Genomic DNA, 14,860 nt, shown 5'->3' with positions numbered 1-14,860 from the left:
GTGGCGTCGAAGGAGCGCCCGCGATGGAGTGGTTCACCGCACCCGAGTACTGGCTGAGCCGACTGCTCTTCCAGCGTGCGCTGGCCGGCATCTACGTCGTAGCGTTCCTCGCGGCGGCGCTCCAGTTCCGTGCGCTCATCGGCGAGCGGGGCATGCTGCCGGTGCCCGCGTTCGTCCGGCGCGTGCCCTTCCGGAAGGCGCCCAGTCTCTTCCAACTCCGCTATTCGGACCGCCTCTTCGCCGTCTGCGCATGGACCGGCGCACTGCTGGCCGCGACCGTGGCCTGCGGCGCCGCCGATGCCGTGCCGCTGTGGGGCGCGATGCTGATGTGGGCCGTCCTGTGGGCCCTGTACCTCTCGATCGTGAACGTCGGCCAGACCTGGTACAGCTTCGGCTGGGAGTCGCTGCTTCTGGAGGCCGGATTCCTCGCCGTCTTTCTCGGCAACGACCGTACCGCGCCACCCGTCCTGATCCTGTGGCTGCTGCGCTGGACGCTGTTCCGGGTCGAGTTCGGCGCGGGGCTGATCAAATTGCGCGGCGATCCCTGCTGGCGCAAACTGACCTGTCTGGACTACCACCACGAGACACAGCCGATGCCCGGTCCGCTCAGCTGGTTCTTCCACCATCTGCCGAAGCCGGCCCACCGGGTCGAGGTGGCGGGCAACCATGTGGCTCAACTGGTCGTTCCGGTGCTGCTTTTCACCCCCCAGCCGGTGGCCTCGGTGGCGGCGTGTGTCATTGCCGTGACGCAGCTGTGGCTGGTGCTCTCGGGGAACTTCGCCTGGCTCAACTGGCTGACCATCGTGCTCGCCCTGTCCGCGTTCGACGGTTCACTGATCGTCGAGCCGCCTCCTCTCCCCTCTCCACCGCTCTGGTACGAGGTGATGGTGATCGCCGTCACCGTCCTGGTGCTGGTGCTCAGTTACCGGCCCGCCCGCAATCTGCTCTCCCGCCGCCAGGTGATGAACCGCTCTTTCGACTCCCTCCACCTGGTCAACGCTTACGGCGCGTTCGGCAGCATCAGCCGGGTACGGCACGAAGTGGTGGTCGAGGGCACGGACGAGCCGGCTCTCCACGAGGGCACGGTGTGGCGGGAGTACGGCTTCAAGGGAAAACCCGGTGATCCGCGCCGCCTGCCGCGTCAGTACGCCCCCTACCACCTGCGCCTCGACTGGATGATGTGGTTCGCGGCGCTCTCCCCCGCCTACGCCGAGTCCTGGTTCGCCCCGTTCGTCGAGCGGCTGCTGGAGAACGACCGGGACACGCTGCGCCTGTTGCGGCACAACCCGTTTCCCGACGCCCCGCCGACGTACGTCCGCGCCCGCGTCTACCGGTACCGCTTCACGACGTGGCGGGAGCTGCGCACCACGGGCGCCTGGTGGCATCGGACATTCGTACGGGAATTCCTGCCGCCCGCCCGTATAGTGCGGCCGTGACCACGACGTGGACAGGCCGCACCGCCGCCGAAATAGCCGCCGCCGTACGGGAGAAGCGAGTCACCCCGCGCGAGGTCGTCGCCCAGCATCTCGCCCGTATAGGGGAGTTGGACGGAGGCATCGGCGCCTTCCGCGCCGTACGCGGGCAGGCCGCCCTCGCCGAGGCGGGCGAACTCGCCGCCCGCACCGATCTGGACCGGCTGCCGCTGGCGGGTGTGCCCGTCGCCGTCAAGGACAATCTGGCGGTCCACGGGGAGGCGACCCGCAACGGCTCGGCCGCCAGCTCCACCGCGCCGGCGGACGAGGACCATGTCACCGTCGCCCGGCTGCGGGCGGCCGGGGCGATTGTCGTCGGGCTGACGAACGTGCCGGAGCTGTGCGTCTTCGGCACGACGGACGGTGTGCACGGCACAGCACGCAACCCCTGGGACCTCTCGCGCACCGCGGGCGGCTCCTCGGGCGGCAGCGCCGCCGCCGTGGCGGCCGGGATGGTGCCGGTCGCGCTGGGCAACGACGGCATGGGGTCACTGCGCATCCCGGCCGCCAACTGCGGGCTGATCGGCCTCAAGCCGGGGCTCGGGATAGTGCCGGCCGGTATCGGCAACGGCGACTGGTTCTCGATGGCGGAGAACGGTCCGCTGACCACTACCGTCGAGGACGCACGGCTGATGCTGGCCGTACTCGCGGACGGGGAACCACAGCCGGCCCCACAGCCGACGGCGGAGCCGCCCGTCCGGCGCATAGCCGTGTCCACCCGCAGCCCGCTGCCGGGCGTAACCATCAGCCGCCCCTACGCCGAGGCGGTGCGCGAGGCCGCCCGGCTGCTCGCCGCCGCCGGGCAGACGGTACGGCGCGCCGACCCGCCGTATCCGCTCGGCCTCGGCCCGGCCGTCCTCGCCCGGTGGACCGCGGGCACGGCGCAGGACGCCGAGGGACTCGATCCGCACCTCCTGACCCGCCGCACCCGCCGCCACGCCGCCGTCGGCCGGCTGGCCGCCCGTACGCCGCTGATGCGCACCGACCACCGGGCGCGGCTGAGGCAGCGGCTGACACCGTTCTTCGAGCGGTACGACGTACTCCTCACCCCGGCACTGGCCCGGCGCGGGCCCGCCGCGGCGCCCTGGCACGAGCGGGGCTGGCTGCCCAATCTGCTGGTCAACACCCGTTACTCGCCGCTGACTCCGCCATGGAACCTGGCCGGATGGCCGGCCCTCACGCTGCCGTTCGGCACGCTTGCGAGCGGCGCGCCCTGCTCCGTACAGCTGGTCGCGCTGCCCGGCGGTGAGGGTCGGCTGCTCGAAGTCGCCGGGCTGCTGGAGACCTTGCGGCCGTGGCCGCGGACCGCACCGCTCGGCTGACCGGCGCGGGCGGCCGGGGTCAGCCGCTCAGGACCTTGGCCTCCGTCTCCGGGTCAAGGCCGACCCGTGGGCGGTCCGGGCGCTGGGGTGCGACGCCGCCCAGACCCTGGAGCCAGGTCCAGGTGTCGGCGACGGTCTCCTCGACCGGACGGCAGCGCAAGCCGGCCGCCAGGGCCTTGGTCACATCACCGCGGTGCATGGTCTCGTGCTGCTCGCCGGGCGGCAGCCAGACCGGCAGGTCCGTCCAGGGCTCGATACCGGCCGCCAGGACCACTTCCGGTTCGGTCCAGCGCAGTTCGGCGTCGGACCCGGTCACCCGTGCACAGGCGTCGAGCAATTCCCCCATGGTGGTCCGCCCCGGCGGGCAGACCAGGTTGTACGGACCTCCGAGCCCGCGCTCGGCCGCGTCCAGGGTCCACCGGGCGAGGTCCCGGACGTCGATGTACTGCACGTCCAGTTCCCGGGGTCCGGGGGCCAGTACCGGCCCGCCGCGCGCCATCCGCCCGAGCCACCACGGCAGCCGTCCGATGTTCTCGCCCGGGCCGAGGATCAGGCCCGCCCGGACCAGCAGGGCCCGGTCCCCGAAGGATGCGACAGCCGCCAGCTCCCCGCCACGCTTGGCCCGCGCGTATTCGACCTCGCCCGCGTCGGGCGAACCGTCCACCAGCGGGGCGTTCTCGTCCAGGCCCGCCCCCGTGGGGTAGGCGTAGACGGACCGGCTCGACACATAGATGTACCGGCCCGCCCGCCCGGCCAGTAGCCGGGCGGCGTCCCTTACCGCCGACGGGGCGGCCGACCAGGTGTCGACCACGGCGTCCCAGTGCCCCGTGGCAAGAGCCGCGAGGCCGTCGGCGGCGGCGCGGTCGCCGTGCAGTACGGAAACGCCCGGGGGTGGCTCGTGGTTGCCGCGGTGGAACACGGTCACCGCCCAACCACGGGCAAGTGCCTCCTCGGTGACGGCACGTCCCACGAACTCCGTGCCACCCAGCATCAGCAGGTTCATGGCCCTCACCCTGCCCGCGGCAGGTGCGCCGGGAACCCGTGCATGCTCAGAGCGGAATCGGGACCGGCCCACCCGGCGCACTCTGGCCGGTTCTTGTCTCCGGACCGTTGCCATTGCTCCGGACGGGTGATCCCGGGGTGAGCCCCTGCGGCTCGCGGGGCCGCAGGGGTGCCGGTTCCGCCCGTGGAATCTCAGTCGATCCCGGGCAGGATGTGCGGCTCCGCAAGGTCGTCCTCGTACCCAGCGAGCCGGATGGGTGCCGACCGGGCCCACACTTCGAGGCTGCGCAGTTCTGTGGGCCGGCCGGCCCGTTCAGCGCCCTCGTCGGGGTCCTTCTCTTCCTTCGTCATCTCTGGTGTCACCGCGCACTCCTCATGTGTCGCGTAACCCTTCGGACGTTCCCGCCACGGCCTGAAGCCGACCGCCGTGGCCGTCCGTTGGGCAGGGGAAATTGCCTGTTCGCGGTCGCGGTGGCGCCGTTGCTCTGTCGGATTCGGCCTTGTGTGGCTGTCCGTGGACCTCAGAGTACCCATTTGAGCGGGGTACCGCTCGATGGGGGATCGATTCCGGACTGTCCGCTCTTCGACGCTCTCCGTTCAGCTCGGTGTTCATCCGCCCGTGGTCTGCTCGGAGTGTCGGCGGCAGGTCCGGGGAGGAGTCCGCGTGGAATTACGCAGTGTGGAAATACGCAGTGTCGAAGAGCTGATGTCCTTGCTGCACGCCTGCCGGGGGGCCTGGGACGCACCCGACCGCAGCGGCGACCCCGTGGATCTCCACGATCACGCCCTGCAGACGGCTCATCTGCTGCGCCGTTCGCACCCTGCCGACAAAGAACTCCAGGTGGCCGGGCTCGTCCATGATCTGGGACATCTGCTGCACCCCGGCGACGACCCGGGGCACGCTCATCATGCCGCGAACGCCGTACGCCCGCTTCTCGGCGCACGGGTCGCCCGCCTCGTCGCACTGCACGTACCCGCGAAGCGCTATCTCGCGACGGTGGAGCCCGGACGCGGACTCTCGCCGCAGAGCGCACGGACGCTGACTCTCCAGGGCGGCGTGATGAGCCGGGCGGAGGCGGCAGCCTTCATGGACGACCCGCAAGCGGAGGCTGCACTGACCCTGCGTCAGGCCGACGACGCCGGAAAGGTCGTCGGGCTAGACGCGGGCATCATGGAGGACTGGCGTCCGGTGCTGGAGCTGGTGAGCGCCGCGCAGTGGGCCTCCGGGATTCCTTCATAGCCTGTCAGGCTACTGACACCCCGTCATGGCGTGCCGGGACTGACCTCCGAGGCGCCAGGTCCGGCTACCAGGCGGCGGGCGCGTAGTCCTTGAGGAAGCAACCGAAAAGCTGCTCGCCGTCCTCACCGCGCACGATCGGGTCGTACACGCGGGCGGCGCCGTCGACCAGGTCGAGCGGGGCGTGGAAGCCCTCCTCGGCCAGCCGGATCTTGTCGGGGTGCGGCCGCTCGTCGGTGATCCAGCCGGTGTCCACGGCGGTCATCAGGATGCCGTCCGACTCGAACATCTCCTGGGCGCTGGTGCGGGTGAGCATGTTCAGCGCAGCCTTCGCCATATTGGTGTGCGGGTGGCCGGCTCCCTTGTAACCGCGGCTGAACACACCTTCCATCGCCGAGACGTTCACGACGTACTTGTGCCGGGCGGCGGCCGCGGCCATCGCCGGGCGGAGCCTGCTGATCAGGATGAACGGCGCGGTGGAATTGCACAGCTGCACTTCGAGCAGCTCCACCGGGTCGACCTCCGAGACGGTCTGGACCCAGCTGTTGGTGTCGTGCAGGTCGGGGACCAGTCCGCCCGCGTCGATCGCCGTACCGGCCTCGATCCTGGCCAACGAGGCGGAACCGGTGACGAGCGCCAGATCCGTGACGTCCTGCGCGCTCAGCACGTTCTGCGCGCCGGACGGGAGCGCGGCCTGCGCCCCGCTGCCGAACGCGCCGATCACCTCGGCCGAGGGCAGCTCACCGGCGGGCAGCGGCGCCGCTTCGGCGGCGACCAGTTCGCTGTACGCCTGCGGCGAGCGGCGCACGGTCTGCGCGGCGTTGTTGATCAGGATGTCGAGCGGGCCCTCGGCGGCCACCGAATCGGCGAGCGCGACGACCTGCGCCGGGTCGCGGAGGTCGATGCCGACGATCTTCAGGCGGTGGATCCAGTCGGCGCTGTCCGGCATCGCCTTGAAGCGGCGGATCGCGTCGTTGGGGAAACGGGTGGTGATCGTGGTGTGCGCCCCGTCGCGGAGGAGCCGCAGCGCGATGTACATGCCGATCTTCGCCCGGCCGCCGGTGAGCAGCGCCCGCCGTCCGGACAGGTCCGTGCGCGCGTCGCGGCGGGCCCGGTTCTCGGCGGCGCACTTCTGGCACAGCTGGTGGTAGAACGCGTCGACCTCGACATACCTGGTCTTGCAGATGTAGCAGGACCTCGGGCGCTGGAGTATGCCGGCGATCTCGCCGGTGACCGCGGAGGACGGGAGCACGCCCTGCGTCTCGTCGTCGATCCGCTCGGCCGAGCCGGTGGCGGTCGCCTCCGTGACGGCCTTGTCGTGGGCGGTCTTGGCGGCCCTGCGCTCCTGGCGGCGGCGCTGCTTCACCGTGCGGTAGACACCGGCCGTGGCACGCCGTACCGCGATCGCGTCCGGGTGGTCGACGTCCAGCTTGTCGAGCTCCTCGAGCACGCTCAGGCAGACGGCCAGGCGCTCCGGGTCGATTCCCGGCCCGTACACCTGAATCTCTTCTGTCACCGTCATGGCCGTTGCGTTCCTCGATCACTCGTGCTGCTGCGTGAAGTCCCAAAAGCGGAACTTTACGGAGCCGAGGGGCCTTGCGCCAAACCGGTGACTCCGGGCGGGCGGTCGAAGGCGCAGTCCCCGCACAGTCCGCCGCCCGGGCACCGGTAGTAGAGGCAGCAGCTGCGGCGACGGAAGGACTGCGGGCCCAGCACGCCGGTGGACCGCAGGTCGGGGTGGCTGAACAGCTCTCCTGCCAGCGCCGCGGCGCGCTCCGCCACCTCGGGCCGGCCGTGCTTCGCGGCCCATAGCCGAAGTTCCCGGGCAGCGCCTGCCAGCGCCGATCCGGCGTTGCCCCACAGCAGCCGTTCCGAGATCCGGCACTCCCGTCGCAGCGCCGCAGCGAGCGGTACGAGATGGCCGTACTGCACCGTCGCGCGGACCGACTCCGCGCTGGCCGGAAGTGTGCGCGGCGCCGCCAGCACCAGATCGTCCGGTGCGGTCCGGAGCGGGTCCCAGAAGAGGCCCTCCGCATCGAGGTCGGGGACCTCGCCGTACAGCGCGGCCGGGCCGAGCGCGACGGACCAGAGCCGGGCCGCGAGCCCCAGGTGTGCGATGGACGCGGCGACGCGCCGCTCTGGCGTCCGGAGCCGGTCGGCGACCCTGTCGATCCGACCGGCCAGCGTCCCCGGCTCCCGCCGACCCGGCTGCCCGGACTCATGCGGGCCCGCCGGCTGCCCTGCGTACACCCGGGCGAGCGGCACGTACGCTCCGCCGCCCGGCCGGCCGGTCCGCAGCGCGAAGAAGCCCCCGACCGATCCGGACTCCGCCAGGTCCATGCTCCGCTCCCCTCGTCGCGCTACCGGGGTCACCGTAGCCGGGGCAGTGTCTTCGCCCCTGACCTCGGGCGACCTTCGGGAGGACGACTTCCGCCATAGACTCGTACTGCGGAGGTAGTACGCCCGATTGCGTGCTCAAGGACGACGACGCCGCCCCCCTCCCGAAGGCATCGTTGGGGCCATGGACGCCGACCGATCGCCGCAGCGGAGGACACCGTGAGTGCCCTCGCGCTGTCGGTGCTTCTCTCACTCGTCTCCGCGGTCGCCTACGCGGCCGGGGCGATCCTTCAGGAACGCGTGGCCACCACGGCGGCGCGCGCTCCCTACGCCCCGTTGCGCAGCGGCCGCTGGTGGACGGCGGTGGCACTCAACGGCGTCGGCGCGCTGCTGCACGTGGCGGCTCTGGCGTACGGGCCGCTCAGTCTGGTCCAGCCGCTCGGCGCCCTCACCATCGTATTCGCCCTGCCCATGGCCGCCCTGTTCGTGCGCCGCAAGGCGGGGCCGACCGCGTGGCGGGGCGCCGTCATGGCCACGGCCGGGCTGGCCGGGCTGCTGTCGCTGACCGGCAACGCCGACGCCCAGACGCCGGCCGGCGCCGAGCGGCTCGCCCTCGCGGTGACGACGGCGGGAGCGGTGGCCGTGCTCTTCGTGGCCGCCCGGCGGGTGCACCGCCCGGTGGTGCGCAGTGTGATCCTGGCCGGCGCGGCAGGTGTGGCCTTCGGTATCGCCTCGGTGTTCACCAAGACCGTCGCGGTCGACTGGACGGCCGGCGCGCCCCAGGCCCAGCTGCCGAGCATGCTGGTGATCGCGGCGCTGGCGGCCACTGGACTGCTGCTTTCGCAGGCCTCCTACCGGGGCGCAGGACTCGCCGCACCGCTGGCCACCGTCACAGTCGTCAACCCGGTGATCGCGGCAGCGGTGGGCATCACGCTCTTCGGCGAGACCTTCCGGTACGGCGTGACGGGCACGGTGCTGGCGCTCGGATGCGGCGTGACGGCGGCGGGCGGGCTGGTCCTCCTCACGACGGAACGGCTGGCGCAGCGGTCCTCCGCCGACGGCTCCTCCGCGGACGCCTCAGACCGTGACGCCATGCGCACGCAGGTAGGCCACGGGGTCGATGTCCGATCCGTACCCGGGGCCCGTTCGCACCTCGAAGTGCAGATGCGGTCCGGTGCTGTTGCCCGTGGATCCGGACCTGCCTATCCGCTGCCCTCCGCCGACTTTCTGGCCGTCCCGCACGGTGAGCGCGGAGAGGTGGGCGTACTGGCTGTACTTCCCGTCTCCGTGCCGGACGACGACCTGGTAGCCGTACGCTCCGGCCCACCCGGCCGAGACGACCTCCCCCGGGGCGACCGCCCTGACCGAGGTACCGGTGGGGACGGGGAAGTCGACGCCGGTGTGGTAGCCGCTGGACCAGGATGCGCCGGCCGCGCGGTACGGGGTGCTGGGCCCTGCCGCGACGGGGGCGGAGAAGCCGGCCGACTGCACGGTCTGCTTCGATGAGGACGCCGGGGCGGTCCGCTGCTTCTGCTTGGGCGGGGCCTTGGCGGGCCGGGGCTGTGCCGGCCTCGTCTCGGCGGGTCCTGTCTCCGCGGCTCCTGTCTCCGCGGGACTCGTCCGCGCGGGCGGGGCCGGCTTGTCCAGCAGACGCAGGATGAGCCGCTGACCGGGGTAGATCAGATGGGGGTCGCTGCCGATGACCTTGCGGTTGGCGTCGTACAGCTGCTGCCAGCCGCCCCCGACCCGCTGCTCGTCGGCGATCCCCGACAGGGTGTCACCACCTTCGACCGTGTAGGCCCTGCCGGTACCCGCGGGCTGGTCGGCAAGCTTCCCCGGCTGCTTCTGCTGCGTGGCCTGCTTCGGCTGCGCGGCCCGCTTCGACGGCTGTGCCTGCTGTGTCTTCCGTCTCGGCTCGGGCGCGATGTCGGGAGCGTCCCCACCCCGGGTGAGGCCCGCCCGTACCGAGCACACCGGCCACGCCTGCGGCCCCTGGCCCTTCAGCACCTTCTCGGCGATCGCGATCTGCTGGTCCCTGGTGGCCAGATCCGCCCGCGGCGCGTAGGCCGTACCGCCGTACTCCTGCCATGTGCTCTGGCTGAACTGGAGCCCGCCGTAGTAGCCGTTGCCCGTATTGATCTTCCAGTTGTCGGTGGACTCACAGGCCGCCACCTTGTTCCACACATCCACCGACGCGGCGTCTGCCGTGCCCGCCCCGACGAGCGGCAGCACCATACCGGCGCCTCCCGCCGTCACCGAGAGTGAAGCACGGTTGATACTGCTCGGCTGGTACCGGCGGTGTCGACCCCGAACGGCCATGGGGAGCCCCCTCCAAGACATCAGGAGCCGCAAAACTAGACGCTGCGAACAGGCCATGACAAGACGGTCTTCGGCCACCAAAGGCTCCCCGAGTACGGCCCGTTGATCGCTCCCGGCCCTGCAAGCAGCCCGTGCCGGCGGCCGGAGGGGTAGCGTCGCACGCGTACGCACTCCGACGGACCGCAGGAGCACGGCATGAGCAACACAGCCCAGATCGGTGTCACGGGGCTCGCGGTGATGGGCCGCAATCTCGCCCGCAACTTCGCACGCAACGGCTTCACGGTCGCCGTGCACAACCGCACTTACGCCAGGACCGGGAGCCTTGTCGAGGAGTTCGGTGACGAGGGCGCGTTCGTGCCGGCCGAGACGGCCAAGGAATTCGTCGCCGCGCTGGAGCGCCCCCGACGCCTGATGATCATGGTCAAGGCGGGCGAGCCCACGGACGCCGTGATCCGGGAGTTCGCCCCGCTCCTCGAGCCGGGCGACGTCATCATCGACGGCGGGAACGCCCACTTCGCCGACACCCGGCGGCGCGAGAAGGAACTGCGCGAGCAGGGCATCCACTTCGTCGGCGTCGGTGTCTCGGGCGGCGAGGAGGGCGCGCTGCACGGACCGAGCATCATGCCCGGCGGCTCGGCCGAGTCGTACACGTCACTCGGCCCGCTGCTTGAGAGGATCGCCGCGAAGGCGGCGGACGGCAGCCCCTGCACCACGCACATCGGTCCGGACGGCGCCGGTCACTTCGTCAAGATGGTGCACAACGGCATCGAGTACGCGGACATGCAGCTGATCGCCGAGGCCTACCACCTGCTGCGGGACGTGGCCGGCTACAGCCCGGCGAAGATCGCCGAGACGTTCCGCACCTGGAACACCGGCAGGCTCGACTCGTATCTCATCGAGATCACCGCGGAGGTGCTGGCGCACACCGACGCCGCCACCGGGAAGCCCTTCGTCGACATCGTCGCGGACCAGGCCGAGCAGAAGGGCACCGGCCGCTGGACCGTGCAGATCGCGTTGGACCTCGGTGTGCCCGTGTCGGGCATCGCCGAGGCCGTGTTCGCCCGCTCGGTCTCCGGGCACTCCGACCTGCGTAATGCCTCGCGTGGGCTGGCCGGCCCCCGGGCGCAGGCACTCGGGGAGGCGGACGCGGCGCGGTTCGCCGATCAGGTCGAGCAGGCGCTGTACGCGTCGAAGATCGTGTCGTACACGCAGGGCTTCCACCAGATCCAGGCGGGCAGCGAGGCGTACGACTGGAGCGTCGACCCGGGCGCGGTTGCCGCGATCTGGCGCGGCGGGTGCATCATCCGGGCCGCGTTCCTGGACCGCATCAAGGCCGCGTACGACGCTCAGCCGGCCCTGCCGAGCCTGCTCTCCGACAAGACCTTCGCGGACGAGATCGGCGCCGCTCAGGACGACTGGCGCGCGGTGGTCGTGGCCGCCGCCCAGCAGGGTGTGCCGACGCCGGGATTCTCGGCCGCGCTCGCTTACTACGACGCGCTGCGTGCCGAGCGGCTGCCGGCGGCCCTCACCCAGGGCCAGCGCGACTTCTTCGGCGCACACACCTACCGGCGCACGGACCGGGAGGGGTCGTTCCACACTCTCTGGGGCGGCGACCGGTCCGAGGTCGAGGCCGGCTGACCGAACGGGTCAGCTCAGCGGTCCGGGCTGTGGGCTCGGCTCCGGTACGGGGTCGGGCCCGGGCGGATGCGGTACCGGGTCCGGTGTCGGGTACGGCGGCGGACCCGGGGGCGGCGGCACCGGTCCGGGCAGCGGCCCGGGGTCCGGTCCGCCCGGCCCGGGCGGCGGAGTGGGCACGGGAGGTACGGGGTCGGGGGGCGGCTGGGTCATGACGGCCTTCCGGTGGTCGGGGAGCGGGCCTTCTCGCCCACTCTCACCCCCTGCGGCTGCCCTCGCCCGTCAGGTCCACTCGTCGCGTACGCCGTTGGAGTTCAGTCCTTCGTACGGCGCAGACGGACGACCGGGATGTCCCGCGCGGTCTTCTTCCGGTAGCTCTCGTACGGGGCGAAGAGTTCCGCGAGGTGCGGCGGGACCCGGGCCTTGTCCTCGGGACCGAGGGTCTCGGCGCGGGCGGCGAAGCGCTCGGTGCCGACCCGGCGCCGGACGTCCGGCTCAGCCTCCAGGTTGACGTACCACAAGGGGTGCCTGGCCGAGCCGCCGTTGGACCCGACGATCAGGTAGTCGTCGCCGTCCCGGCCGTAGATCAGCACGGTGCGCCGCCACTGCCCGGTGCGGCGGCCCCGGTGGTCGAGCAGCAGGCACGGCGCGCCCTGCACGGTGGTGCCCTGGGTGCCTGCCGCCGGACTCCTCATACAGACGTGCCTGCCGGGCCACCCAGCCCTCGGGACTGATCGCGACTTCCTCGTCCTGGGCCATGCCACTCCTGAAGCCCGTACCGCACACCCGGCCTGTGGCCGCCAACGGCCTTCACCCTAGGCCGGGTTGCCGCCGGACGCACAGCTGCGGACGATGCCGGCCGCCGCGCGCAGCCCGGGACGCGGGCTGGACAGTACGGGCACGCCGGGGGCGGCCATCGTGGCGGCCGCCGCCATCGACGCCTGGGCCAGCACGATCGCGTCCGCCTCCGCGTGCACCGCGTTCACCGTCTCGGCCACCACGCCGAGATATCCGGTCCGGTCGCCCGTCTCGAACCGTTCCCAGGCTCCTTCGGCGAGCCGGGTGCGTACGTCGGCCGAGCGGCCGGCCCGCGCCGCCTCCTCGCGGATCAGCGCGACGGTCGGCTCCAGGGTGCTCCGCAACGCGGCGATCACGACGATCCGCACAACGGGCCGGCCTGGCGCCGCTGCCACCGCATCGGCGGCCATCGGCCGGTCCACGCGCAGGACGGGCGCCCCGATCGCCGAGGCGGCCGCCTCGGCGACACCGCCGATGGTCGAGCAGGTACACAGGAACGCCGTCGCGCCCCCGGCGACCGCCGTGCCCAGCACGGCACGGATGTCGGCGGCGACGGCGTGGGGACCGTCCGTGCGAGCCCGGTCGAGCAGCTCCTCGTGCACCAGATGGCGCAGCCCGAGACCGGGGTGGTCCGCCTCCGCGAGTGCGTCGAAGACGGGGACATGGACGGGCGAGGTGTGAAGCAGATGCAGCATGGCCGGCACGGTCACCGCTCTGGCGGAGGCGTCACTGCCCGGGCACCAGCGCGCGGGCGTGCGGGCTACGTTCGGTGTCGGTGCCCGGGACGGGGGCCGAGGTGTCGGCTCCGAGCGCGACGATCCGGTTGTCGGCGTCGACGTGGACGACCCGGGGTACGAGCGTGCGTGCCTCCGCGTCCTCGACCTGGGCATAGCTGATCAGGATGACCAGGTCGCCGGGGTGGACGAGGTGGGCTGCCGCGCCGTTGATGCCGATGACGCCCGAGCCCCGCTCGCCCTCGATCACGTACGTCTCCAGGCGGGCGCCGTTGGTGATGTCGACGATGTGGACGAGCTCGCCGGGCAGCAGATCCGCCGCCTCCATCAGATCGGCGTCGACCGTGACCGACCCGACGTAGTGCAGGTCGGCCTGGGTGACCGTGGCCCGGTGGATCTTGGACTTGAACATGGTACGAAGCACGGAGACACTCCCGATTTGTCTGCTCCCTGCCTGCTTCATGCAGGTCAGGGGCGTCGTTCACTGTACATCGGCATGCCTTCGACTCGAAGACTTTCCACAACATCGTGCGCCGTGGCAAGCAGGCTTCTCACCTGCGCGATCTGCGCAAATCAAGCTGCCGCGAAGCCGTCGAGCAGGAGCATGTACGGAAATCTGTCTCGGACTGATGCTGATTTTATGCTGACTTTCCTGATGGATCGTCAGGCAAGCGAGGGCCTCCAGCGAGTTACTGGGACTGCTGCACGATCGGGTGACAGGCCGGTTTTATGCAGCGAGTGCTGCGTGAGAAGCCATGATGGTCTCGTACTCGACGGGGTCAATCGACCCAGACGGACCTGGCGGTTTCGGCGACGTCCGTGCGGCGCAGCCACTTGTTCAACGAAGCCGGGCGGACCCTGAAGTCAGCGGCAACCTGTTCCAGGGTGACGCCCGGTTCGCGGTTACGCGCGACCCGCACGACGTCCTCGCGGAACTCATTGGGATACGGCTTGGGCATTGCTCCATCCCTCAGCCTGCCTGATGGCAAGCCAGGTCAGATGTGCCCCAGCCCTGCAGTAGTCCCACCTGACGTTCGGGGAGGATTCCTCCCGCGCACACACCGGCACCGCACCCCGCGCCATGGCCGGCCTGCGCAACCTGGTCCTCGCCCCCCGACTCGACGGCTGGACGAACATCGCCCACAGGACTCCGCCACCACAACCGCCCCTCGATACCCTGGGCATCAGCTGACACACCAATACCAAACAGGTATCCTGCGCATCACGCCGCAACCCGACCCATCACGAGAATGACGCGGCCCTGCTTCCTGGCCTGGCTGTCCGCGCACTTCCTACCCGGCGGCCCCCGCGTTCCGGATCACCCGACCACGTTCGGGAGAACCGCGGCGCGGCAGACCTCCACCTTCCTGCCGAGGCGCTCGACGCCCTCGACGAGGCGCTCCCGCCGCCCAGCGGGCCCACGCCCCTGGAGATGCTCTGAAGGAGCTGACAAGATGGCGCGCCCCCGCTCGTCGTCGGAATGGGGGGTTCGCTGCGCACCCCGTCGACCAGCCTCACCGCACTGTGTGTGGCGGTCGAGGGGGCTGCTGATGCGGGCGCCGACACCCAGGTGATCGACCTCAAGCGGTTGGATCTTCCGTTCTACACGTCCGAGCACGGGATCCCTGCGTCCGCCCGCCGGCTTGCGGACACCGTTCAGGCCGCCGACGCCCTGCTGTGGAGCAGCCCGACGTACCACGGGTCGGTCAGCGGCGCGTTCAAGAACGCGGTGGACTGGCTCGCTCTCCTGGCCGACCACAGCAACAAACCCGTGGGGATGCTGACGACCGCCGGTGGAGTGCAGGGCCTGCAGGCGATCAACGCGATGGAGTTCATCGTGCGGTCGCTGCGCGGCTGGGCGGTGCCGCTGGTGTTCGCGGTCCCGCGGTCCTCCCGGGTCTTCGATGGCGAAGGACGCCTCACCGACCAGGCGGTCGCGGACCAATTGCGCGGCCTCGGCGCGGAGGTGACCAGGGCGGCCCTGCAGTCCCGGGCGGAGGGCAC

Annotated in this window: 12 protein-coding genes and 3 pseudogenes; 6 read left to right on the top strand and 9 right to left on the bottom strand. The window is 71.4% G+C overall.

The annotated features are described in order from the left end of the window. Positions 1-23 precede the first annotated feature (23 nt). Positions 24-1,436: a lipase maturation factor family protein gene (locus AB0M62_RS21365; protein WP_366075837.1), complete on the top strand. Its 1,413-nt coding sequence runs from the start codon at positions 24-26 to the stop codon at positions 1,434-1,436. Next, a complete protein-coding gene (locus AB0M62_RS21360) occupies positions 1,433-2,794 on the top strand; it encodes an amidase family protein (protein ID WP_366075836.1) in 1,362 nt (453 codons plus the stop codon). The genes AB0M62_RS21365 and AB0M62_RS21360 overlap by 4 nt, the downstream gene beginning before the upstream one ends. 19 nt (positions 2,795-2,813) lie before the next feature. Here the strand turns inward: AB0M62_RS21360 and AB0M62_RS21355 are convergent, their stop codons facing one another. Continuing rightward, a complete protein-coding gene (locus tag AB0M62_RS21355; RefSeq protein ID WP_366075835.1) occupies positions 2,814-3,797 on the bottom strand; it encodes an NAD-dependent epimerase/dehydratase family protein in 984 nt (327 codons plus the stop codon). Positions 3,798-3,988: 191 nt separating this feature from the next. After that, a complete protein-coding gene (locus AB0M62_RS21350) occupies positions 3,989-4,159 on the bottom strand; it encodes a hypothetical protein (RefSeq protein ID WP_366075834.1) in 171 nt (56 codons plus the stop codon). A gap of 316 nt (positions 4,160-4,475) precedes the next feature. Between AB0M62_RS21350 and AB0M62_RS21345 the strand changes: the two genes are divergently transcribed. Continuing rightward, a complete protein-coding gene (locus AB0M62_RS21345; RefSeq protein WP_366075856.1) occupies positions 4,476-5,036 on the top strand; it encodes an inositol oxygenase family protein in 561 nt (186 codons plus the stop codon). Positions 5,037-5,100: 64 nt separating this feature from the next. Here the strand turns inward: AB0M62_RS21345 and AB0M62_RS21340 are convergent, their stop codons facing one another. Beyond that, positions 5,101-6,555: an SDR family NAD(P)-dependent oxidoreductase gene (locus AB0M62_RS21340; RefSeq protein WP_366075832.1), complete on the bottom strand. Its 1,455-nt coding sequence runs from the start codon at positions 6,553-6,555 to the stop codon at positions 5,101-5,103. Positions 6,556-6,611: 56 nt separating this feature from the next. Continuing rightward, positions 6,612-7,373 carry a (2Fe-2S)-binding protein gene (locus AB0M62_RS21335; RefSeq protein ID WP_366075831.1) on the bottom strand — a complete coding sequence of 254 codons (762 nt, stop codon included), beginning with the start codon at positions 7,371-7,373 and terminating at the stop codon, positions 6,612-6,614. A gap of 216 nt (positions 7,374-7,589) precedes the next feature. On the opposite strand from AB0M62_RS21335, the pseudogene AB0M62_RS21330 reads away from it, so the two are divergent. Further along, positions 7,590-8,414: pseudogene (locus tag AB0M62_RS21330) on the top strand (DMT family transporter); the annotation flags it as partial. A 33-nt stretch (positions 8,415-8,447) separates the two neighbouring features. Here AB0M62_RS21330 and AB0M62_RS21325 read toward each other — a convergent pair. Beyond that, positions 8,448-9,689 carry a transglycosylase family protein gene (locus AB0M62_RS21325; RefSeq protein ID WP_366075830.1) on the bottom strand — a complete coding sequence of 414 codons (1,242 nt, stop codon included), beginning with the start codon at positions 9,687-9,689 and terminating at the stop codon, positions 8,448-8,450. A 195-nt stretch (positions 9,690-9,884) separates the two neighbouring features. On the opposite strand from AB0M62_RS21325, the gene gndA reads away from it, so the two are divergent. Beyond that, a complete protein-coding gene (gene gndA / locus AB0M62_RS21320) occupies positions 9,885-11,327 on the top strand; it encodes an NADP-dependent phosphogluconate dehydrogenase (RefSeq protein ID WP_366075829.1) in 1,443 nt (480 codons plus the stop codon). A 311-nt stretch (positions 11,328-11,638) separates the two neighbouring features. Here gndA and AB0M62_RS21315 read toward each other — a convergent pair. The 4 genes and pseudogenes from AB0M62_RS21315 to AB0M62_RS21300 form a co-directional block, all read right to left on the bottom strand. Beyond that, positions 11,639-12,083 (bottom strand): annotated as a pseudogene (locus AB0M62_RS21315) (nitroreductase family deazaflavin-dependent oxidoreductase). A gap of 56 nt (positions 12,084-12,139) precedes the next feature. After that, on the bottom strand, positions 12,140-12,817 hold the full coding sequence (locus AB0M62_RS21310; RefSeq protein ID WP_366075828.1) for an arylsulfatase: 678 nt from the start codon (positions 12,815-12,817) through the stop codon (positions 12,140-12,142). Between the two features lie 31 nt (positions 12,818-12,848). Continuing rightward, entirely contained in the window at positions 12,849-13,280 is a 432-nt protein-coding gene (gene panD, locus AB0M62_RS21305; protein ID WP_366075826.1) for an aspartate 1-decarboxylase, read from the bottom strand. A gap of 355 nt (positions 13,281-13,635) precedes the next feature. Continuing rightward, complete coding sequence (locus tag AB0M62_RS21300) at positions 13,636-13,815, bottom strand: hypothetical protein (protein ID WP_366075825.1); 180 nt, start codon at positions 13,813-13,815, stop codon at positions 13,636-13,638. Between the two features lie 521 nt (positions 13,816-14,336). Here AB0M62_RS21300 and AB0M62_RS21295 point away from each other — a divergent pair. Further along, positions 14,337-14,681 (top strand): annotated as a pseudogene (locus AB0M62_RS21295) (NAD(P)H-dependent oxidoreductase); the annotation flags it as partial. Positions 14,682-14,860: the final 179 nt, after the last annotated feature.

Origin of the sequence: Streptomyces sp. NPDC051219 (assembly GCF_040682335.1) — a bacterium.
Lineage (GTDB): Bacteria > Actinomycetota > Actinomycetes > Streptomycetales > Streptomycetaceae > Streptomyces.
The sequence above is the reverse complement of the archived record's forward strand: the minus strand, read 5'-3'. Positions and strand labels throughout refer to the sequence as shown.